At 36.6% G+C, this 21544-nt stretch carries 23 protein-coding genes; 18 read left to right on the top strand and 5 right to left on the bottom strand.

Annotated features, from left to right (window positions below; all coding sequences use genetic code 11):
* Positions 1-12: 12 nt before the first annotated feature.
* From fabZ to acsn021_RS18370, 8 genes are all read left to right on the top strand, one after another.
* A complete protein-coding gene (gene fabZ, locus acsn021_RS18405; RefSeq protein WP_184091726.1) occupies positions 13-435 on the top strand; it encodes a 3-hydroxyacyl-ACP dehydratase FabZ in 423 nt (140 codons plus the stop codon).
* A gap of 19 nt (positions 436-454) precedes the next feature.
* On the top strand, positions 455-1822 hold the full coding sequence (locus tag acsn021_RS18400; protein WP_207725111.1) for an acetyl-CoA carboxylase biotin carboxylase subunit: 1368 nt from the start codon (positions 455-457) through the stop codon (positions 1820-1822).
* Between the two features lie 41 nt (positions 1823-1863).
* Positions 1864-2733 (top strand): acetyl-CoA carboxylase, carboxyltransferase subunit beta, encoded by an 870-nt coding sequence (gene accD / locus acsn021_RS18395; protein WP_184091728.1) that lies wholly within the window; start codon positions 1864-1866, stop codon positions 2731-2733.
* A 137-nt stretch (positions 2734-2870) separates the two neighbouring features.
* Entirely contained in the window at positions 2871-3662 is a 792-nt protein-coding gene (locus acsn021_RS18390) for an acetyl-CoA carboxylase carboxyltransferase subunit alpha (RefSeq protein WP_184091730.1), read from the top strand.
* A 202-nt stretch (positions 3663-3864) separates the two neighbouring features.
* Positions 3865-4566 carry a hypothetical protein gene (locus acsn021_RS18385; protein ID WP_184091733.1) on the top strand — a complete coding sequence of 234 codons (702 nt, stop codon included), beginning with the start codon at positions 3865-3867 and terminating at the stop codon, positions 4564-4566.
* Positions 4567-4973: 407 nt separating this feature from the next.
* The gene (locus tag acsn021_RS18380; protein WP_184091735.1) at positions 4974-5207 is read left to right on the top strand and encodes a CsbD family protein; all 234 of its coding nucleotides are present in this window, start codon (positions 4974-4976) and stop codon (positions 5205-5207) included.
* A gap of 17 nt (positions 5208-5224) precedes the next feature.
* Positions 5225-5491 (top strand): GlsB/YeaQ/YmgE family stress response membrane protein, encoded by a 267-nt coding sequence (locus acsn021_RS18375; protein ID WP_184091738.1) that lies wholly within the window; start codon positions 5225-5227, stop codon positions 5489-5491.
* A gap of 232 nt (positions 5492-5723) precedes the next feature.
* Positions 5724-6773: a LacI family DNA-binding transcriptional regulator gene (locus tag acsn021_RS18370; RefSeq protein WP_184091740.1), complete on the top strand. Its 1050-nt coding sequence runs from the start codon at positions 5724-5726 to the stop codon at positions 6771-6773.
* Here the strand turns inward: acsn021_RS18370 and acsn021_RS18365 are convergent.
* Positions 6762-7664: an AraC family transcriptional regulator gene (locus acsn021_RS18365; protein ID WP_184091742.1), complete on the bottom strand. Its 903-nt coding sequence runs from the start codon at positions 7662-7664 to the stop codon at positions 6762-6764. The genes acsn021_RS18370 and acsn021_RS18365 overlap by 12 nt on opposite strands.
* A 332-nt stretch (positions 7665-7996) precedes the next feature.
* Between acsn021_RS18365 and acsn021_RS18360 the strand changes: the two genes are divergently transcribed.
* The 4 genes from acsn021_RS18360 to acsn021_RS18345 all read left to right on the top strand — a co-directional run bounded on the left by acsn021_RS18360 (position 7997) and on the right by acsn021_RS18345 (position 12077).
* Positions 7997-9442 (top strand): ABC transporter substrate-binding protein, encoded by a 1446-nt coding sequence (locus acsn021_RS18360; protein WP_184091744.1) that lies wholly within the window; start codon positions 7997-7999, stop codon positions 9440-9442.
* A gap of 216 nt (positions 9443-9658) precedes the next feature.
* Positions 9659-10522: a carbohydrate ABC transporter permease gene (locus tag acsn021_RS18355; RefSeq protein ID WP_184091746.1), complete on the top strand. Its 864-nt coding sequence runs from the start codon at positions 9659-9661 to the stop codon at positions 10520-10522.
* Positions 10523-10524: 2 nt separating this feature from the next.
* The gene (locus tag acsn021_RS18350) at positions 10525-11352 is read left to right on the top strand and encodes a carbohydrate ABC transporter permease (RefSeq protein WP_184091748.1); all 828 of its coding nucleotides are present in this window, start codon (positions 10525-10527) and stop codon (positions 11350-11352) included.
* The gene (locus acsn021_RS18345) at positions 11349-12077 is read left to right on the top strand and encodes a hypothetical protein (RefSeq protein WP_184091750.1); all 729 of its coding nucleotides are present in this window, start codon (positions 11349-11351) and stop codon (positions 12075-12077) included. The genes acsn021_RS18350 and acsn021_RS18345 overlap by 4 nt, the downstream gene beginning before the upstream one ends.
* 111 nt (positions 12078-12188) lie before the next feature.
* Here the strand turns inward: acsn021_RS18345 and acsn021_RS18340 are convergent, their stop codons facing one another.
* The gene (locus tag acsn021_RS18340; RefSeq protein ID WP_184091752.1) at positions 12189-13550 is read right to left on the bottom strand and encodes a citrate/2-methylcitrate synthase; all 1362 of its coding nucleotides are present in this window, start codon (positions 13548-13550) and stop codon (positions 12189-12191) included.
* A gap of 483 nt (positions 13551-14033) precedes the next feature.
* Here acsn021_RS18340 and acsn021_RS18335 point away from each other — a divergent pair, with 483 nt between their 5' ends.
* The 6 genes from acsn021_RS18335 to acsn021_RS18310 all read left to right on the top strand — a co-directional run bounded on the left by acsn021_RS18335 (position 14034) and on the right by acsn021_RS18310 (position 18002).
* Positions 14034-14519, top strand: a complete 486-nt coding sequence (locus tag acsn021_RS18335) for a methylglyoxal synthase (RefSeq protein ID WP_184091754.1) — start codon at positions 14034-14036, stop codon at positions 14517-14519.
* 132 nt (positions 14520-14651) lie between these two features.
* Positions 14652-15686: a 2-hydroxyacid dehydrogenase gene (locus tag acsn021_RS18330; protein WP_184091756.1), complete on the top strand. Its 1035-nt coding sequence runs from the start codon at positions 14652-14654 to the stop codon at positions 15684-15686.
* A gap of 231 nt (positions 15687-15917) precedes the next feature.
* Positions 15918-16070, top strand: coding sequence for a rubredoxin (locus tag acsn021_RS18325; protein ID WP_184091758.1), 153 nt, complete (start codon positions 15918-15920; stop codon positions 16068-16070).
* A gap of 75 nt (positions 16071-16145) precedes the next feature.
* A complete protein-coding gene (gene rbr / locus acsn021_RS18320; RefSeq protein ID WP_184091760.1) occupies positions 16146-16685 on the top strand; it encodes a rubrerythrin in 540 nt (179 codons plus the stop codon).
* Between the two features lie 25 nt (positions 16686-16710).
* Positions 16711-17094: a desulfoferrodoxin family protein gene (locus tag acsn021_RS18315; protein ID WP_184091762.1), complete on the top strand. Its 384-nt coding sequence runs from the start codon at positions 16711-16713 to the stop codon at positions 17092-17094.
* Positions 17095-17324: 230 nt separating this feature from the next.
* On the top strand, positions 17325-18002 hold the full coding sequence (locus acsn021_RS18310; RefSeq protein ID WP_184091764.1) for a Crp/Fnr family transcriptional regulator: 678 nt from the start codon (positions 17325-17327) through the stop codon (positions 18000-18002).
* Positions 18003-18243: 241 nt separating this feature from the next.
* Here acsn021_RS18310 and trxA read toward each other — a convergent pair whose 3' ends face one another.
* The 3 genes from trxA to acsn021_RS18295 form a co-directional block, all read right to left on the bottom strand.
* Positions 18244-18552, bottom strand: a complete 309-nt coding sequence (trxA, locus tag acsn021_RS18305) for a thioredoxin (RefSeq protein ID WP_243167808.1) — start codon at positions 18550-18552, stop codon at positions 18244-18246.
* A gap of 101 nt (positions 18553-18653) precedes the next feature.
* Positions 18654-18911 carry a thioredoxin family protein gene (locus acsn021_RS18300; protein ID WP_184091768.1) on the bottom strand — a complete coding sequence of 86 codons (258 nt, stop codon included), beginning with the start codon at positions 18909-18911 and terminating at the stop codon, positions 18654-18656.
* 164 nt (positions 18912-19075) lie between these two features.
* A complete protein-coding gene (locus acsn021_RS18295) occupies positions 19076-21520 on the bottom strand; it encodes a leucine-rich repeat domain-containing protein (protein WP_184091770.1) in 2445 nt (814 codons plus the stop codon).
* Between the last annotated feature and the right edge of the window lie 24 nt (positions 21521-21544).

Raw genomic sequence — 21544 nt, 5'->3', positions numbered from 1 at the left:
AGGAGTAAGAAAATGCTAAGTATAAATGAAATCAAAAAAATCATACCTCAAAGAAGTCCCTTTCTATTAATTGACCGGATTGATGAATTAATTCCCGGAGTTCGTGCTGTAGGTCGCAAATGTGTATCCTATAATGAATTATTTTTTACCGGGCATTTTCCCGAAGAGCCTGTTATGCCGGGAGTACTTGTAATTGAAGCCTTAGCTCAGGTAGGAGCGGTATTATGCCTTTCTTTAGACGAAAATAAGGGAAAAAACTCCTATTTTGGAGGAATTAACAAAGCTAGATTCCGTAATAAGATTTTTCCGGGAGATGTGCTGACACTTGAAGTGGAGTTAATTAAGAAAAAAGGAAATGTAGGTGTTGCAGCTGCGAAAGCCTATGACGAGAATAAAGTATTTGCAGAGGCTGAACTTACCTTTGTAATCGGCTAAATAGGGTGGTGTGTATAGGTTGATAGAAAATAAGAATAGGATAAAGAAAGTCCTCATTGCCAATCGTGGTGAAATTGCGGTGCGTATTATTCGTGCCTGCCGTGAAATGGGTATCAGCACTGTAGCCATATGTTCGGAGGCTGATAAAGATGCTCTCCATGCTCAGCTAGCAGATGAAACCGTATGTATAGGTCCTGCACCGGCAAAGGACAGTTATTTGAAAATGGATAGAATTATCAGTGCAACCTGTGCAACCGGAGCAGATGCAATACATCCGGGATTTGGATTTTTGTCTGAAAACAGTAAGTTCGCAGATCTGTGCAGGAAGTGTAACATAACCTTTATAGGCCCTTCACCAGAAGTAATAGATAAGATGGGGAACAAGGCCGAAGCCAGAAAAACCATGATGGATGCCGGTGTACCTGTAGTACCGGGGACGAAAGAGCCTGTCTATACAGCAGAGGATGGTAAAAAGCTTGCAGATAACATGGGCTATCCGGTTATAATTAAAGCCAGTGCAGGCGGTGGTGGTAAAGGAATGCGTATTGTTGAAAGAGAAGAAGATTTTAACAAGCATTTTGAAACGGCCAGCCAGGAAGCTAAGAATGCGTTTGGGGATGATACTATGTATATTGAAAAGTATATCCCAAGAGCGAGGCATATCGAATTTCAGATTCTTGCAGATAACTATGGTAATGTTATACACCTTGGTGAAAGGGATTGCTCCATACAACGAAGACATCAAAAGATGATTGAAGAAGCACCTTCCTTTGCAATCAGTGAAGTACTAAGAAAGGAAATGGGCGAGGTAGCAGTAAGAGCAGCAAAGGCAGCAAAGTATACCAATGCCGGAACCATTGAATTTATCTTAGATCAGGAAGATAACTATTATTTTATCGAAATGAATACCAGAATCCAGGTAGAGCATGGTGTGACAGAATTAATTACAGGCATTGACCTGATTAAAGAGCAGTTAAAAGTAGCTTCCGGAGAACCTATAAGTATAACCCAGGAGAAAGTAAAGATAAGAGGCCATGCCATTGAGTGCCGTATTAATGCAGAAAACCCGATGAATAATTTTCTTCCTTCTCCAGGGCTCATTACCAGTCTGCATTTTCCCGGTGGGAACGGAGTCAGGATTGATTCAGCTCTTTATAGCGGTTATAAAATACCGGCTGTCTATGATTCTCTCATTGTGAAACTTATGGTGCATGATGCAAACCGCGACTTGGCAATTCAGAAGATGCGGGGCGTGTTAGGTGAGCTGGTAATTGAAGGTATTGATACCAATATAGATTTTCAGTACCAGATTATCAATCACGAGGATTATAAAAAAGGTAATATTGATACGGGCTTTATTGAAAGACTCCTAAATAAGAAAGAATAGTAGTGGAAAAACATCTTAAGAGGAGGTGTGACTTAAGTAGCATGTTAAAGGAAATGTTTAAAAAGAACGACTTAACCAGTGCTGGAAGAAAGCAGGTACACCTTGGCGGAAAAGTAAAAGAATCCCTAGATGAGGCTCAGATTCCGGACGGGTTATTCGAAAAATGTGATAAGTGTAATGAAATCGTATATAGTGAAGATGTGGTGGCTAATTATTACATCTGTCCAAACTGTGGTATGTATTTTAGAATCAGCCCCAGAACCAGATTAAGCATGATACTGGATAAAGAAAGTTTTCAGGAGTGGGATAAAGAACTACCGGTTAGTGATCCCTTAAATTTTCCCGGGTATAAGCAGAAACTAGAGCATTTAAAGGTAGTCACAAATCTGGATGAGGCAGTTATTACAGGAGAAGGTAAAATCAACGATACATCCGTAGCAATCGGAATTATGGCCTCTAACTTTCTTATGGGAAGTATGGGAGAGGTAGTTGGTGAAAAACTGACCAGATTGGTAGAAAAGGCAACGAAAAGAAAGCTTCCGGTTATTATTTTCTGTTGTTCAGGTGGGGCCAGAATGCAGGAAGGCATTATTTCTTTGATGCAGATGGCAAAGACGGCACAGGCTTTAAAGAGGCATGATGAAGCAGGTTTGCTATATGTATCTGTTTTAACTGACCCTACTACCGGTGGCGTTATGGCAAGTTTTGCTATGCTTGGGGATGTCATATTAGCAGAACCCGGAGCTTTGATTGGCTTTGCGGGTCCAAGAGTAATTGAACAGACCATAGGACAGCGTTTGCCGGAGGGTTTTCAAAAGGCGGAATTTTTATTAGAGCATGGGTTTGTTGATAAAATCGTAAAACGTAATAAGTTAAAGCAGACCTTATCTATGCTGGTAAAAAGCTGCTAGTTATTTTTACTGCATTTAAGTAGAAGAGTGTAACAGGATTGATGGAAAAATGCAAGAAAGGAAGCCACACATATCTTTCAATCATAATTATAGTGGTGGTAACATATTTAGAAGTATGTGTTTGCCAGGGTTTCTATATGTCAGCAGAATTAACAGCCTGGGAACGGGTAAAAACTGCAAGAAGCGTAACAAGACCTACCAGTCTTGATTTTATCAGTGCAATATTTAATAAATTTATGGAACTGCATGGAGACAGAGTATGCCGGGATGACGGAGCGATTATAGCGGGTCTTGCAACCATAGATGATAGTACGGTAACTGTAATCGGTCAGCAAAAAGGCCGTACTCTAAAGCAAAATGCCAAGAGAAATTATGGTATGCCTAATCCGGACGGATATAGGAAGGCATTGCGTCTCATGAAGCAGGCTGAAAAATTTAACCGCCCTGTTATCTGTTTCATTGATACACCTGGTGCCTATTGTGGAATAGAAGCAGAGGAAAGAGGGCAGGGAGAAGCTATAGCAAGGAATCTATTTGAAATGTCAAGTCTTAAAGTGCCGGTGCTTTCTATTGTAATAGGAGAGGGCGGCAGTGGAGGTGCATTAGCCTTAGGCGTGGCTAATGAGGTATGGATGCTTGAAAATGCCACCTATTCCATTCTATCACCAGAAGGTTTTGCAACGATTCTTTGGAAAGACAGCAAACGAGCTGACGAAGCAGCAGAAGTTATGAAAATTACCGCTTCTGATTTAAAGGAACTAGGTATGATTGAGCGTATTATTCCTGAAAATGAAAACTTAAGTGTAGAGAATATTGGAGAGGTGTCATGTACGCTGCGTCAGGACATTCTTGAATTTATTAATGAATACAAAAAGATGTCTGTAGATGAGATTACAGAACAAAGATATGCCAGGTTTCGAAATATGTAGTCGTTTTTGTTATTTGAGAATGTAAAATTTGTTTTATGCACTATTTGTGGATTTGCAAAATAAAATGGGAATAATATCTAATTTCTATTTACTTCCAATTCATTTTTTGATATACTAGGAATTGTTAGACAAGGGTAACTTTTATGCATGCTATTAGTCTTCTCTTGTTTAGAAGAATAGATTAAGAAAGGGGAAATAATGAGTGAAACAGATTTATAAAATATGTTTTACAATTATATTAGCAATATCAACAACATTGAGTATTGGAACTACTAATATAAATGCAAAGGAAGTGGGGAAAACTGTCACTATTGAAGCAGATATTTTGAATCCAAAATCATATGAATCTACAGTAACACAATTATTATCTTATGATTCAGTAAATGAAGTCATTGTTATTGATAATAAATTGAATAATAAGTTCATCGAGAATGGAGAAATATTTGAACAACCTATATTAACACCTGATGCAGTTACTACATATCGATATAGAATTACAAATGTAATGAGTGGTAGTGATTATGTTGGGAGTGGTAGTATAGCTATTGCAACAGGAGAACCAGGTTCAACAATTTCAATATCAAAAACGAGTTCAGTAAGTAATACCTATAGTCTGAGTGCCAGTGTTGTAAGTGCAAGTACGGTTACAACTGCAGTAGGTTTTAGTGTTACCAGCAGTGAATCTATATCCATATCAGCAAGTGATAGTGTTCCAAGCACCCACAATGGGAGACAAGTAAAATCTATGTCATTAAATGCATTTCCAGTATATAAAACTAAATCATTTACAATAGAGAGGCATAAGTCTGTTGGGGGAGTGAACTATGGATGGTCAGATTATGGTTCCGGTACTGCAAGTCAAGCTTATGGCATATCGTTTATAAAAACATATGTATATAAATAAAGGAAAATGTCTGGGCGATTTAATCGCCGGCTTGATTTTGTATTTTGGAACAAAGATTCCTTATATATTTGATAATGCATTTACTTACTACAATGGTGATAAAGGATTATTTTACGTTGTGCAATATGGATTGACTTGCTTGTTTTGGTTTGTGTTTTTACTCTATATCGTTTCCAGAATAATTATTTTATTTAACGGAAAATACATGCAAAAAGATAGGAAACAATAATTTTTAACTGTATAAAATATATAAGCATGTATATGAATATTCGCTATTGTTAAGGGCGAAAATAAAAAAGAATTAAAAATGCCAATAGCATTTTTAATTCTTTTTTATTTTACCATGCATTATGAATTTTTTTTATAAAACTAATCCATAATAAATATAAAGCAGGAAGGAGAAAGTTATGGAGAAAAAAATAAATAATAACCTGGACAGTGTAGAAGGCAGGATTAAAGAATTTGCCGGCAAACTTTTGGATGATGAAGACCTAGAGTTTAAAGGAAAAATACAATCCATAAAAGGTGATATTGCCGGTAAAGGAGAAGCCTTAAAACATAAGGCACAAGGCAAAGTAAATGATTTTATAGATAACAGTTTTATTCATAAAATCAGAGAAGATTCCTGCAAAAAAGATTAGAAAAGGAGTAAAACAGTATGCCAGAAATCAGCAATATAATCATTTGGGTAATACTTGGAGGTATATCCGGTTGGATAGCTAGTAAAATTACAGGAAAGGACAGTCAGATGGGGGCTGGAATGAACATCTTAGTTGGTGTGATTGGTGCCTTTATCGGCGGCTGGGTAGCCGGAATTTTTGGATGGGGTCCTGCAACAGGATTAAATATCTGGAGCTTTATTGTGTCCATTGTTGGTGCAGTTATATTATTATGGATTATAAGTTTGTTCAAGCAGAAAAGTTGAGTAAAGTAATCATTAAATTACATGAGCTGTTGTAAATTGGAGTTTCCTGATTTACAACAGCATTTTTTTGATAAATAGACTAAAAGTTCGTTAAAAGAACCGTTTCTGCTGTGATAAGCTATAAGTAATAAAACAAAAATACATGTTTATTGACAAAGTTATATCAATCCTTTACAATACAGTTAACTAAATTAAAGTAAATATTACTTAAAAAATATTGGTAGAGGGTAAAATGGAGAAAAAAGTTAAAATGGCTGATATAGCCAATGAACTTAAAGTCAGTATTGTAACAATATCCAAGGCTTTGTCCGGGCAAAAAGGTGTCAGTGAAGAAATGCGTAAAAAGATAGTAGTCCTTGCAGAACAGATGGGCTATAAGCAGTACGCTCCTGACAAAAACAAAGCAGATAAAAGCTATAATCTTGGTATTTTGGTACCTGGCAGATATTTTGGTAAATATGTTTCCTTTTATTGGCAGTTATATCAGGAAGTTGCCACAAAAGCAGTACAGAAACAGTGTTTTACCATGTTAGAGGTAATCAGCACAGAAGATGAAGAAAACTCCCAGATTCCTCTGCTGGTAAAAGAGCAGAAGGTAGACGGTATCATCCTTATGGGACAGCCGGAACAGTCTTACTTAAAGAACTTAATAGCAGAAAGCAATATACCTTTGGTATGTCTTGATTTCTTTGATCAGGCAGCGCCCTGTGATGCGGTTATATCTGATGGATTCTATGGTACTTATATGCTGACCAATCACCTGTTTCAGGAAGGACATAAAGAGATTGCCTATGTGGGAACTCTAATGTACTCAAGTAGTATCACTGACAGATACTTGGGTTATTACAAGGCCATGATGGAGCACGGCAGGAAGGTGACGGAAGACTGTGTATTCAATGATAGAGACTGGGAGACAGGGGATGTGGAAGGATATCAAATGAAATTCCCAGATAAGATGCCTACTGCTTTTGTCTGCAACAGTGATCTTGCCGCCTTCGTATTAATAAAGGCATTACGGTTGAGAGGATACCGGGTGCCGGAGGATGTATCAGTAGTTGGCTTTGATAATTATTTATATCCGGGTATTTGTGATGTGGGTATCACAAGCTATGATGTCAATGTGAAAGAGATGGCTGACAGAAGTTTAGAACTTATTATAGATAGAATCGGTAACAAAACAGTAAAATACAGTGTTAATGTAATTTCAGGTAATCCGGTTTATAAAGATAGCGTAGCCAAACTTAATAAACCGGTACCGGAGGGAAATGGTTTACATCTGTAAACGTATTTCAGCTTTTCGATAATTTAGAGGGGTTACACCTGTTTTTTGTTTAAACAGACGGATGAAATGATTGGTGTTGTCAAATCCGGTGGATCTCCCGATTTCATTAATCCTTTTGTCTGTATAGACCAAAGCTTCTTTAGCGGCATTAATTCTTACCGTGTTTAGGTAATGGATGGGAGATACACCGTAAGCCGCAGTGAATTCCCGGCATAGCTGGAACTTGCTGATATGAAAGGTCTCTTCCAGAGAATCCAGGGAATATTTAGTGTTGTAATTTTCATCGAAGCACTGTTTTATCTTAATCAGATATTCCGGCAGGTGGGCGCTTTGCTCCTCTGCCTGTTTTTTTTCTAAGATAGTCTCTAATAAAATATCCAGCAAAAATTTGGAGTGTAAAAAGTAATTTGCATTCCCGGAGTCCAGTAAACCATATAATTTCAGCAATTTGTTGGGTACGGATGAGACGGGTTTAAAGGAATAAACAGGGTTTCCCTCTGATGTGATGGCTTTGTACAGGTAAGGCAGAGGCTGTCCGGACATAAAATAAACCCGGTACTGCCAGGGAGACTGCTTAATTTCAATTCGATGCTTTTGCTGACAATTAATAAAGACCAAGGAACCGGTGGAAAGAGAATAACTGTTATTGTCGATGGTGTATAAACCTGTACCGCTTTCTGTATATATGAGACAATAAGCTTTTAGACCTGCAAGTTCATAATAGTAAGGAAAGCTGGTTTTTATATAACCATAGCCCAGTAAAAAAGGCAGATATTCCTCTGCCTCTTCCGGTAATTTTACAGAAACCGGAAGATAATCTTCCATGGAGATTGACCTTGCCAGAGAAAGCCCTGTCTGGAGAGAATGAATAAAACTGTCTTTAAAATCCATAGTTCTGTACTTCTTTCTAATCGTTATAACATCATAGTATAATATATTCCTGTTTTTGGCAAGAATGTACTTTTGAAAACAATTATATTTAGGTAAAATATGAGGGTAAATATTCATATTTAATCATTTGTTTAAGTGCGTGTTTGTAAGAAAATGCAAAATAAGTGTAGAATATGCACAAAAATTAATAAAATAGTTGTTATAAAAGTGAAAATTGCATAATTTTAGCAAGAATGGTATATTATATGCAAATATTATAGATGACTAAAATGTAAATTAAATATATAATTGAATTAAGTTATTTTTAAGTAATATAACGGGAGGATAAGGACATGAAATTAAAAAAAGTATTAGCAATTGGTTTAGCTGCTGTTATGACTTTTTCTCTGGCAGGCTGCGGCGGCCAAGAAAAAACTAACACAGATGTTACAGGCTCAGGTAATAACACTGCTGCTACAAAGGGAGCAGAATCCACAGGAGAGAGTGATCTATCATCACTAAAAGGAAGTACCATAAGTGTCTATACACATGGTGGAAACCGAGTGCTTGGGGAAGAAAAGAAAGATAAGGATGGCAATACATACCGTGATGAATCATCAGCCTATCTAAAACATCTGGCTGAAAAGTTTACAAAAGAAACAGGTATTAATGTAACTCTAAATGTTGTCACCAATGAAGAGGAATTAAGACCTCTCTTTCAGGTTCAGGATGATTCTGTAGACATTTACACAGCACCTAACTGGAGTCTTGAGGAATGGGCACAATATGCAGAACCCTATTCCACAGTAGCAGATGCACAGGCGTTATATGGTGATTATGCACTGGCAATGCCAAATGACGGTGCACAAATATTTAGTATAATGCCTGGCCGGGCTTACAATCAGGCAGTTGTTTATAATGAAGAGGTAATAAAAGCAGCAGGCTATAATGAAATCCCTGCTTCGCTGGAGGAGTTTAATAAGATGTGTGAAGCGATTAAGGCAAACGGAGTAACACCTATAGCTATGCATCGTATTGAAAACTGGCCTTTAGCGACGGTTCAGGATTTTGCTTCTTACGTTGCAGGTAATGCCAATGTATTTGCTGAAATGCTAAAAACTGAAAATCCATTTTCTGAAACAGCACCGTTTGGTAAAACTGTTAAGATGTATACCCAGTGGAAAGCAAATGGTTATTTTGAACCAGAAGTTTATACTGATTTTGGTGTTGCAATGGATAATGTAGCTTATGGAAAAGCAGGAATGATGTTATTTGGTTCATGGGTTGTTCCACAGATACAGGGACGTGTTCCGGAAGGAAAAGACCCCTCCATTATTAAATTTGCACCGGCTCCTGATTTTGGTGCAGGCAGATATGTATTGGCTGCACCTGCTGATAACTGGGCAATAAGTAAGTTCTCAAAGAATAAGGAAGCTGCCAGAGCTTTTATAGAATATGTCTCTGAGGATGCACAGTTCATTGCCGACAGTGGCTTTATAGCCAACAAGAAGGGTATAGACCCTATTGTTCCTGCGTTATATTCTATTATTGATGAAATGGTGGATTCAGGGGCTTGTAAGGTATTATTATCCGCTCCCACAGATGAGAACACGTTAGCGAACCAAGATGTGTTAACGGAGGCCGGGTTATATGCTGATTACAAATATGTCGGACTGTTATTTGATGCACTTGACACAACCAAACCCGATGATTGGGCGGCATACAATAAACAAGTGGATACACAAAATAAAGCTTATGCTGATTATAAAGACGAACTAGGGCTTGAATGGGTAGATTAATTTCTACACACATGCTATAAAAAGGGCTGTTGCAATAGATAGTTACTAACCTGCAAAAGGGCGGTGCAACTTTAAGCACAGAATTCTGCAAGTGAGTAGACCGATGTTGCAGCAGCCCCTTACAACCTAATAACAAAAAATAGGAGTAGTGTGTCAAAAATCCTCATTAACACACTACTCTTATACGAACAATAATAAATGACAGGAGCGGAAACTGTGAAAAAGACAAAAAGCAGCAGAATAATCATTGTTTTGTTTTTATTAATACCAGTTATTCAACTACTAGTATTCTCCTATATCCCAATACTCAGTAACATTTATTTAAGCTTCACCAATTACAAAGGCGTTGGGATTCCAAAATGGATTGGTCTTAAAAACTATGAAAGACTTTTTACAGATCCCCAGTACATAATGGTATTTAAAAATTGCCTTTGGTATATGCTTGTAGCCATACCCCAATTAGTATTTGCTTTTGTCCTGGCTATTTTCGTAAATGGAAAGTTCAGGGGATTAAATCTTTTTAAAGGAGTTTTAATTATTCCTTACTTACTGAACGGGGTAATCGTTTCAACCATATTTATTATATTTTTTAACAATTCCGGTACGCTGAATCTACTATTAGAAACGGTTGGATTGGGGCAATTTAAGCAGCAATGGCTGCAAAATTTAAAGCTTGTAAACCCTTCAATAGCATCCATCAGCATATGGCGTTATTACGGAATGAACTTTATTATGTTTTTTGGTGCACTACAAACTATACCGGGGGATTTATTTGAAGCTGCTGCCGTTGATGGCTGCACCAAGTGGCAGGAAATCAAATACATATCTATTCCTTCAATAAGAAAAGTATTATTCATCAACATTTTATTAAGTGTCTCTGGTTCCATTCAGGTATTCGAAATTCCCTATATTATGATGAATGGTGCCAATGGAACTGTAACACCGGTTATTCAGATTCAGCAGAGTGCTTTTTCAGAAAATAGGGTTGGTTTTGCAGCAGCTTTATCTATTTTGGTATTTGTAATTGTTGTAATAGCCGTGGGTCTGCAAAGTATATTTAATAAGAAGGGAGAGAGTTAAATATGATTAAGGAAGGCAAGTTTTATAAAATACTCCGGTATCTGTTTTTATTCGGAGCCTGTATTTTTGTAATTATTCCTATTGTGCCACTTATTTATATGGCTTTTAAAACGGGAGCAGAATATTCTTCTACCAACGTACTTACTCCTCCGAAGAATTGGTTTAATTCCTATAATTTTCTCTATGCAATTAGAGTAGGGGGATTGGGGAAAGCATTAATTAATACTGCGGTTATATTATCTATCTCCCTGACTCTTCAAATACTATTTACAACCATGGTTTCTTATGTGCTTCACCGTTTTGATTTTAGAGGCAGGAAATTAATTATGACTTTATTTACCCTTACCATGTTTATTCCAGTCGTAACCACCCAGACAGTAGTCTTTCAGATTATCTATAGAATGGGATTAGTCAATAAAATGGCAAGTGTAATTATTTTATACTCAGGGGTAGGAATTATAGGAATCTATATTATGTTTAATCTGTTAGATTCAATCTCTAAAGAACTTGACCAATCTGCCCTAATAGATGGAGCCAGTTATTTTACCATTTACAGACGAATTATACTGCCGTTGTTAAAACCGGCATGTACAACTCTTCTTATACTAAATGGTATTGGTTATTATAATGATTTTTATATTCCGAATTTGTATCTGCGTAAGGATGTGCAGACCTTCACTGTAGCTTTGTATAAATTCTTTGGTAATATGTCAACACCCTTTGAAATAGTATCTGCAGCAATTCTTTTGGGTATTATACCAATTGGACTTGTGTATATATTCTTACAAAAATACATCTACTATGGTTTGGCAGGAGCGATAAAATCATGACCAGGGAATCTTTATTCTATAAAATCCTATCAGGAATACATATTGTGTTTTTTGCAAGTATATTAAGTTTTTTGACGGTAGTATTATCCGGTACACTTATGCTTTTGCCCGTACTTGGAGCAGTTTTTTTTATTGGAAAGGATAGTATATATAAGAGAATTAATGTTAATGACAGCGTAATAGCTACCTTTTTTAAGTACCTAAAAAAATCTTTAACGCTTCTTAGATTTATTCCCTTGTATTTTATGATGATATTAAATGTAGCGGGGATGATAGTAGCTGCAAAGAACGGCAATCTTACCTATTCAATTATATGCTTGTCAATTATCTCTATGCTGCTTGTAATAATGTTTTATTTGGCTGGGTATTTCGTATTTGTAATGCATGCAGATGAAAAAGAAGATAAACACAAAGCTTCCGGAAAAGAAAAAATACTTAAGGGGAAGAGTGTAGTCATGGAAGTGATTGCACTTATGCTTTTAAAGCCACAGTTTGTAATACCTATTTTTGCGGGAATAGTTTTGTGTGTTTTTTTCTTTTCCACTACGCTTCTTATAATCCTGTGTTTTTTAGGTACTTTTTTTCTGACAGCTCTGGAAGCAGTTATCTTTATTCAGATACTTTGGTATAAAAAGTTAATTGGGATTTTAGATGAAGAGGAAGAATATGCTTATTTGGTTGATGGAAGTATAAAAAAAGGAATTACAAAGGGACGAAATATTTGATAAAGCTTTGGAATAGTAGGATTAAAATAAAAGGGTTATACAAAGGTTTAATAGAATGAAACCTTTGTACAACCCTTTTGAAGGCTTTACTTGAAACACCTTTATAAAACTTTATCTGTCTGATAGATTTTTATACTCTTTACGAGAAGATACGCTCTTATAAGCCGGACGGATGATTTTATTTGCATTAAACAACTCTTCAATTCTATGAGCGCTCCAGCCAGATATTCTGGCGATTGCAAAGATAGGAGTATAAAGTTCTATTGGCAAATCAAGCATGCTGTAAACAAAACCACTGTAAAAATCCACATTGGCACTTACTCCTTTGTACATCTTTCTCTCCTTGGCAATAACTTGGGGAGCCAGACTTTCTACAAGGTTATATAGCTTAAATTCAGCGACTCTGTCCTTTTCAACCGATAATTTGTTAACAAAGCCTTTGAAAATATTTGCTCTCGGGTCAGAGATGGAATATACCGCATGCCCGATTCCATATATTAAGCCAGCATTGTCAAAAGCTCTTTTTTGAAGAAGGGCACTTAGATAATTACGTACCTCGTCTTCATCCTCCCAGTCTTTAATGGTATTTTTCATATCTTCAAACATCTGTACCACCTTTAAGTTGGCGCCACCATGCTTTGGTCCTTTTAAGGAGCCAAGAGATGCGGCAACAGAGGAATAGGTATCGGTACCGGCTGAGGATACTACGTGAGTCGTAAAGGTTGAGTTGTTACCACCGCCATGTTCCGCATGAAGCACCAGAGCTACGTCAAGGATTTTAGCTTCTAATGGTGTATACTTACTGTCTGGTCTTAGCAGATGTAAAATAAGTTCTGCGGTAGATAAGGAAGGGTCAGGAGTATGAATAAACAGACTCTGCCCATCATGATAATGACGAAATGCCTGATAACCATAGACCGAAAGTAGTGGAAATAAAGAAATAAGCTGTAAGGACTGTCTCATAACGTTAGGCAGGGAGATGTCATCTGCCTGGTCATCATAGGAATAAAGAGTTAGGACGCTTCTGGCAAGGGTATTCATCATATCCCTGCTGGGTGCCTTCATAATAATATCTCTTACAAAAGAAGTAGGAAGAGAGCGGTATTCTTCTAATAATTTCGTAAAATTATTTAAGGCCTCCTTATCCGGAAGTTCACCAAATAGCAATAAATACGTAACTTCTTCAAAACCGTAACGGTCTTCCTCAATAAAGCCTTCTACAATCTGTTCTACATCGATACCACGGTAAAATAACTTACCTTCACAAGGGACATATTCGGAATCCACAATAATGTGGGAACGAACCTCTGCTATTTCGGTAAGTCCGGTTAATACACCTTTACCGCTGACATCTCTTAAACCGCGTTTCACATCATATTTAGTATAAAGATAAGGGTCAATTGCACTATTTTTAGCACATAAGTTGGACAATGCCAATACTTCAGGGGTAATGTTGGAAAAAATGTTATTCATAGAAACCTCCTTTTTTAGTTCGTGGGTTACAATTTCCCGATGTCTGTAGGCTAATAAATAATCATGAAGAAATTTGTATTAATTTGCACTAATTTCTACCAGACAGTAAACGAAAATATGTAAGTATGCTCGAAATCGTAACCGGAGTGGTTTATACTTGTATATTTTAACATAGACAAGGCATGATAACAAGAAAATTTATTAAGGGTTTTACTGTTTGTATGGATTTTAAGAAGAGTAGTTTGTTAATTGAATGCTTATAATTATACATCGTCCGAAAAATAATCTATTAGTTAATTTGGTATTTACGGAGTAACTTACTATATAATTCATGGAGTTTTTCATTGCATTTTTTTGCTAAAGCAAGTATGATGATAGTATCATAAGGTATATACTTATATGATGAAATGTTAAATCCATGTGTGGATGTATTATAATAGCGATTCAGGTGGAAGAAGCATAAACAGCAAAGGAGAAGGCATTATGTTATTAGATGATTTTATTTATTTTCAGATTGGTAAGAAAAAGAACATAGCACTCATTGCTCATGACGGAAAGAAGCAGGAGTTGGTTCGATGGGCAGATAAACATAAAGATGTTTTAAAAAATCATTTTCTTTGCGGTACAGGAACAACAGCAAGATTAATTTCTGAGAAGACAGGACTTCCGGTAAAAGGCTATAACAGCGGACCTTTAGGCGGTGACCAGCAGATTGGCTCAAGAATCGTAGAGGGAAATATTGATTTTGTGGTATTTTTATGGGATCCTTTGGAATCACAGCCTCATGATCCGGACGTAAAAGCATTACTTCGTATCGCAGTAGTTTATGATATTCCGGTAGCAAATAATCTGGCTACAGCGGACTTTTTACTGGCTTCTAAGTTTATGGATGAGGAATATGACCGAAAGGTTGAGAATTTTAACAAGACAATGCTTACAAGAATAGAAAAATTTTCTCAGCCTGAATAAATCCGAATAAAGTTAATCTATATAATAGTATTTTGGGATATGCTTGAAACCCAGACACCCTGTTTTACGACGGTTTTGACCGTTAACGGCAACAACTGTTAACTGGAACGAGCTGGTTGAAAGGAGGATACTATGAATAAGATTTGTTTTTTTGATACAAAACCTTATGATAAGGTATATTTTGATACATTTAAAGAAAAGTTTGATATAGAAATAGATTATTTTGAATCAAAACTAAATGTGGATACTGCGGTTATGGCAAACGGCTATGAGGCGGTGGTAGCCTTTGTGAACGATACTATTGATACAAAAACCATTGATATCCTGTATAAGGGTGGTGTACGTATCATTGCCATGAGGTGTGCCGGTTATAATAACATTGATTTTAAGGCAGCTTATGATAGGATACACGTAGTAAGAGTTCCGGCCTACTCACCCTATGCAGTAGCGGAACATGCCATGGCACTGCTGCTTACTTTAAACCGTAAAATACACAGAGCTTATAACCGTACGAAAGAGCATAATTTCAGTCTGGTAGGATTGACAGGTTTTGACCTTCATGGTAAGACGATGGGTGTAGTAGGAACCGGTAAGATAGGAAGAATTTTTATTGACATCTGTAAAGGATTTGGTATGGAGGTTATCGCCTATGATCCATATCCAGCTAAGGATACGGATATTCAGTATGTATCCTTTGAAGAATTATGCAAACGTTCAGATATCATTTCCCTTCACTGCCCGCTGACAAAAGATACCCATCATCTCATTCAAAAAGATGCGCTTACAATAATGAAACCCGGGGTAGTTATAATTAATACCTCCAGAGGTGCATTAATAAACAGTGAAGATCTTCTAAATGCAATAAAAGAAGAGAAGGTTGGCGGAGCAGGGCTTGATGTATACGAAGAAGAAACGGAATTCTTTTATGAAGATTTGTCGTATTCCATTATGCGGGATGACATACTATCAGGCCTGATTTCCATGCCAAATGTAATTGTGACATCTCATCAGGCGTTCTTGACCAAAGAAGCTTTGAGTAATATAGCAGAAGTTACTTTGCAGAATCTAAAGGATTATTTTGATGGAAATGGTTTAGAGAATGAAATCTGTTATCAATGCACCAAACAGAATCATTGCGATAAAAACCCTCATAATCGCTGCTTTTAGTGTGTATGATTGAAACCATACATCACACTATGTTTGGAATGCAAGTTGGGTTAGTAATTAAGCAAGACTCAGAACTGGAATAGATTAACATCCAGTCTGGGTCTTTCGGCTTAATCTCGCTGATTTTTCTACGAAATATTTCTGCAAGAGTTGATATAATTACCTTAATATGCTATAATATAGATATCTTTATCCCAATGAAGATAATATCATTATTAGGAGGTATAAGCTATGAAATATGAGTGTCCTTGCGGTTATGTTTATGATCCTGAGATAGGTGATCCAGATAGTGGAATAGCACCTGGCACAGCTTGGGAAGATATTCCTGATGATTGGACTTGCCCTGTTTGCGGATTAGACAAAGATTCATTTACAGAAGTTTAATAATACATAAAAAGGGAGCGTGTGCTTTTATTAGCGCGTGCTCTTTTTTTCTCTTATGTATGGAAAGGAAATGTAATGAAGGAATTAAAAGGTACAAAAACGGAAGCTAACTTAAAAGCAGCTTTTGCTGGTGAGTCAGAAGCCAGAAACAAGTACACCTATTATGCTTCCAAGGCAAAAAAAGAAGGATTTGAACAAATTGCAGAGCTGTTTTTGGAAACAGCTAATAATGAGAAAGAACATGCTAAAATCTGGTTTAAACTGCTTCATGACGGTATCCCTGATACAAAGACAAATCTGTTAGAAGCCGCTTCTGGTGAACATTATGAATGGACTGAGATGTATGCTGAGTTTGCAAAAGTAGCAAAAGAAGAAGGTTTTGATCAGATTGCCAGATTATTTGAAGGTGTTGCTAAAATAGAAAAAGAGCATGAAGAAAGATACAAAAAATTATTAGAAAACGTTGAAGGTGAACTGGTATTTACCAAAGATGGAGATATGATATGGCAGTGCAGTAACTGCGGACATATTCAGATTGGGAAGAAAGCACCGTTAAAATGTCCGGTCTGTGACCATCCACAAGCATATTTCCGTATTTTGGCCACAAACTATTAATGTGAAATAGAAAGGGAGAATCAACATGAAAAGAGAACCTAAATTTTTTAAATGTAAACATTGTGGAAATATTATTACTTTAATTCATGAATCAGGAGCACCACTTGTCTGTTGTGGAGAACCGATTGCCGAATTATTTGCGAATACGACAGAAGCAGCTACAGAAAAGCATCTTCCGGTTGTAACGGTTGAAGGAAGTACAGTTACTGTTGCGGTTGGCAGCGTTGATCATCCTATGCTGGAAGAACACTATATACAGTGGGTATATCTTGAAACAGATAAGGGCCTTCAGGTGAAATACTTAGAGCCGGGGGAAAAACCAACAGCTGTTTTTGAATTAAAGGATGAAAAACCGGTAGCAGCTTATGAATACTGTAACCTTCATGGTTTATGGAAAACTTCTATCTAAAATAGTCATATAAAAGTAGATGCAGCACGTAATGGAGCTGGTATAATATGAAAAATAATCTATATACTGAATTGATATGGCAAAACTATCTAGGTATGCTGTGCAATAGTATGTAGATTATTTTTTTATGGAACAGTTTGCTCAACCCGTGCACAACAAACCCTGCGTGTCTCTTGTAAAAAGTTTCGTTCATGTTATAATTAATATAGCTATTGCAAAAGGAGGAATTTATGTTATCAGAACAGGATTTAACTTATATACCTCAGGTGCTGACCTTTTGGGATAAATTGAGCCAAACACAAAAGAATCAGATATTAAAAAACATCACACCAGTACACTATGAAAAAGGAAGCAGAATCCACAGCGGAGGCAGTGATTGCATTGGAGTTCTACTTATTAAGAAAGGAAATCTCAGGGTATATATTCTGTCAGAGGATGGAAAAGAAATCACGTTATACCGTTTAAGAGATGGGAATATATGTATATTATCAGCTTCTTGTATACTTGAGAATATAACGTTTGATGTTCATATAGATGCAGAAAGTGATTGTGAAGTATTATTGATTGATGCCATAACGTATCAGCAGCTCTGTGCTTCTAACATATATGCTGAGAATTTCGCCAACAAGCTTGTAATCGATGCTTTTTCAGATGTTATGTGGGCAATGGAGCAGGTATTGTTTATGAGTTTTGATAAGAGATTAGCTATCTTTTTATCAGATGAAATAGCCAGAAACCAATCCGATATATTAGAACTAACCCATGAACAGATTGCAAAATATGTTGGCAGTGCCAGAGAGGTAGTGTCAAGAATGTTAAAATACTTTGCCCAGGAAGGGATTGTGGAACTTTCCAGAGGAGGGGTAAAGGTAATTGACAAGAAAAAACTCAGGGAGTTGGTTATATAATTGAGGTAGTATCCCTGAGAGCGCTAGGTCATACCGTTGTTTTGGGGAGTTGGCCAAAACAAGATTGATGAGGTGGTTAAAACGGTTAATATATTTTTGGTTTTATTTATTGATATATAGATTGAGATTCTTAAGTATATTAGCCTAAGAAGCCAGTTGAGAAAGTAATATCATTCTCAACTGGCTTCTTAGGAATTCTTTAACAATATAAAATTTATATAATCTTATAAGCCACTTAGCATTAATCCAAAAGCTTTAAGATGTTTTGTTTGGATTGAACACCAACCGTTGTATTATGAACCTTGCCATCTTTAATTACTACCAGGGTAGGAATGGACATTACCTTAAAATCACCTGCAAGTTCAGATTCTTCGTCAACGTTTACCTTTCCAACTTTAATATCTGAATTTTCTTTTGCAATCTCGTCTATGATAGGAGATACCATCTTACAGGGACCGCACCAGGATGCCCAGAAATCTAAGAGGACTGGTTGGGAGGAATTCTTAACCTCAGCATCAAAATTATTTTTTGTAATTGTTAGTACACTCATATATTTCATCTCCTTTGTATTGTTATTGATTGTCCCAAGTATAACTGATTTGAATCCTTGTTTCTGTGATTAAGTTACATAATCAGGAAAGTGGTCTGGATTTACTTAGCAGCTTCAAACAGTTCCTTTATTTTCTCTTTTCCAATGGCACCTTCATTAAATTTAGTACCCTCTAAATAAAAGGTGGGTACATAATAATAATCATATTGGTTTGCCACTTCTGTCTCTAATTCTTCATCAATTATCTGAATCTTAAGGTTACGATAGTTTGGATTCTCCTCATATAATTCTTCCATAAAAAGACGTGCCTTTTGACAATAGGGACACCAGCTGGTAACAAACATTTTTATTTCCTTCATAATAAAATCCCTCTTTTCTCTGGTTGTATGTTAAATAGTATGTCAGCGTGTTACGAATGGTATTCAAAAGAAATACTTATTCCATTATGACGGATACAAAGGAAAGTTACAATTCTTTTTTTACAAGTTATAGTTTTTCAGGTTGTTATATCATAGAATTTGCATTAATTGTACTTATACTTGATACCGTTTCTAATTGCATATTGGACAATATAAGAGTTCTTTTTGCATAAAATGGTTACCTGTTTGTAACATCTCATAAAAACACCATCCCCCATTGTTCTTACAGAACTGGGAATTACTATGGATTTTAAGCTAGTGCAGTCAGAAAAAGCCGCATACCCGATACTGGTAACTTTACTCGGAATCGTAATACTGGCTAAGCTGCTGCAACCGGAAAAAGCAAAACTTTCAATGCTTTTTAATGCTTTTGGAAGCTTTATTAAGGTTAAGCTGCTACAGTTAGAAAAGGAACTAGAGCCAATATTGGTTACCGTATCCGGAATGGTTATACTCTTTAATTTCGTGCAGTTGGAGAAGGTATATTTTTCAATGGTTTTTAAGTTTTTAGGGAGTATAATACCAGTCATTTTTTCTTGACGACTAAAGGCTTCTTCAGCGATGGATATTACAGTATCAGGAATACGTATGCTGCCGGTTATATCAGCCGCTCCAATTAATACACCATTTATAACAACGAATGTATCTTTCTTCTTTCTTTCCTTAAGCCAGGGTGTACCTGTAAATACAGAACCTTTAAAAGTATTTACGGAGGAGGGAATAGTAATGGTCTTTAAGCTGGTGCAGTCATAAAATGCGCTATCTTCAATTGCTGTAACAGAATTAGGCAGGTTGATACTTTTAAGACGGCTGCAAAACTGAAATGCATTGGAAGGAATGGTTTTTACCTTCTCTGGAATGTTTATTTCTTTCAGGTTGGCGCAGGAAGAAAAAGCCCCGGAACCTATTTCGGTAAGAGAGGAGGGTAGCACAAGACTTTTTATTTTGTTGCATTCGTAGAAGGCCTCGCTACCAATAGTCTTTATATTTTCCGGCAAGTGAATCGATTGTAATGATTTACAATACTTAAAAACACCGTTTTCAATTGCAGTCAGATTGTCTGAAAGTTTTACTTTTTCTAAGTTAGTGCATCCTGAAAAAGCGTCATCCCCTATTTTTTTTACACTATTTGGAAGAGTTACGGCGGAAATTTTTGTGTTCTCCCAAAAAGCTCTAGGAGCAATAGTAGTTATCGTACTTGGTATGGTAAGCTCTCCTACTGCATTACTACCATCAATTAATATACTACCAAAAGTAACCAACGGGTTTTCCTTTTGGCGTTCCTTTAACCAGCTAGTATTATAAAAGGCAGAATAACCGATTTTTGTTATAGAAGCTGGGATCGTTATCTCCGTTAGAGAGGTACACCCCCAAAAAGCACTATCTCCGATTGAGGTGATTGAATCGGGCAGGTAAACAGAAACAAGTTGTTTACAGTGCGCAAAGGCTCCTGTGCCAATGAAAGTAACGGTATCTGGTACCATAATACGCTCAATACTGCTGTCACTAAAGGCATACTCTGTGATTTCCTTAAGGGAGGGAGGAAGGGAAATATCCTTTAAGTTATAGCAGTATGCAAACGTATTTTTGATAATTTTCTCCAAGCTTTTTGATAAGGTAATCTTAGTAAGATTCCTGCAATCCTTAAAAGCAGCACCACCTAGATAGGTAACAGAATCGGGAAGAGTGATTTCGTTTAGATTACTACAGCCTATAAAAGCAGCACCACTAATAGTAGTTAAGGTTTCCGGCAGAAGGATTTCTGTTAAGGAGGTGCAGTGCTCGAAGGTATTTAACTCGATGGTTTTGATTGGGCCTTCTATGGATATTTTCTGTAGACTGTCACATAAAGAGAAAGCTTGTCTTCCTATCTCAATGACAGATTCAGGTACTTTAACATGTGTAATCGCATCGTTTGATGAGAAGGCTTTTGCGCCGATTATAGTTACATTCGGTGGAATCGTTATATTTCCTTTTGCATATTTGCCGCTGATTAGAATGTGGTCGATGATTACGAAGGAACTTTCTTTTTGCTCCGATTCTAACCAAGGAGTCCCATCAAAGGCATCTATTCCAATTGTTTTGATAGAAGTAGGCTGTGAGATACTTTTCAAACTTTCACATTTACCAAAGGCGTTTTCTCCAATAGAAATAAGGGTCTTCGGAAGTTTTATGCTTTTAATGGATGGGCATTGGTAGAACGCCTCTTTCCCGATTTCTTTTACCGTGTCAGGTATAGAAACGGTCTGCAGATTTTTGCATTCCATAAAGGCTTTGTCGCCTATACTTGTGACCGTTTTAGGAATAACTAAGTTTTTCAAAGTTCTGACATCGTAAAAGGCAGAATTGCCAATGGTTGTTACGGAATTTGGAATAGTAACTTTTTCCTCAGTACCGTAATATTTTATCAGCACGCCATCTTTAATTTTAAAACCAGCATCCGTATTCTTTGCCTGTGCCTGTGTTGAATAATTAAAATAAATTAACGGTATAACAATAGCAAATAAAACAAGAAATATGTTGTGATTTGGTAATGTTTTACTCCTCATGAAAACCTCCATATTACTATAGTA

It is taken from the genome of Anaerocolumna cellulosilytica (assembly GCF_014218335.1).
GTDB classification, from domain to species: domain Bacteria; phylum Bacillota; class Clostridia; order Lachnospirales; family Lachnospiraceae; genus Anaerocolumna; species Anaerocolumna cellulosilytica.
The sequence above is the reverse complement of the archived record's forward strand: the minus strand, read 5'-3'. Positions and strand labels throughout refer to the sequence as shown.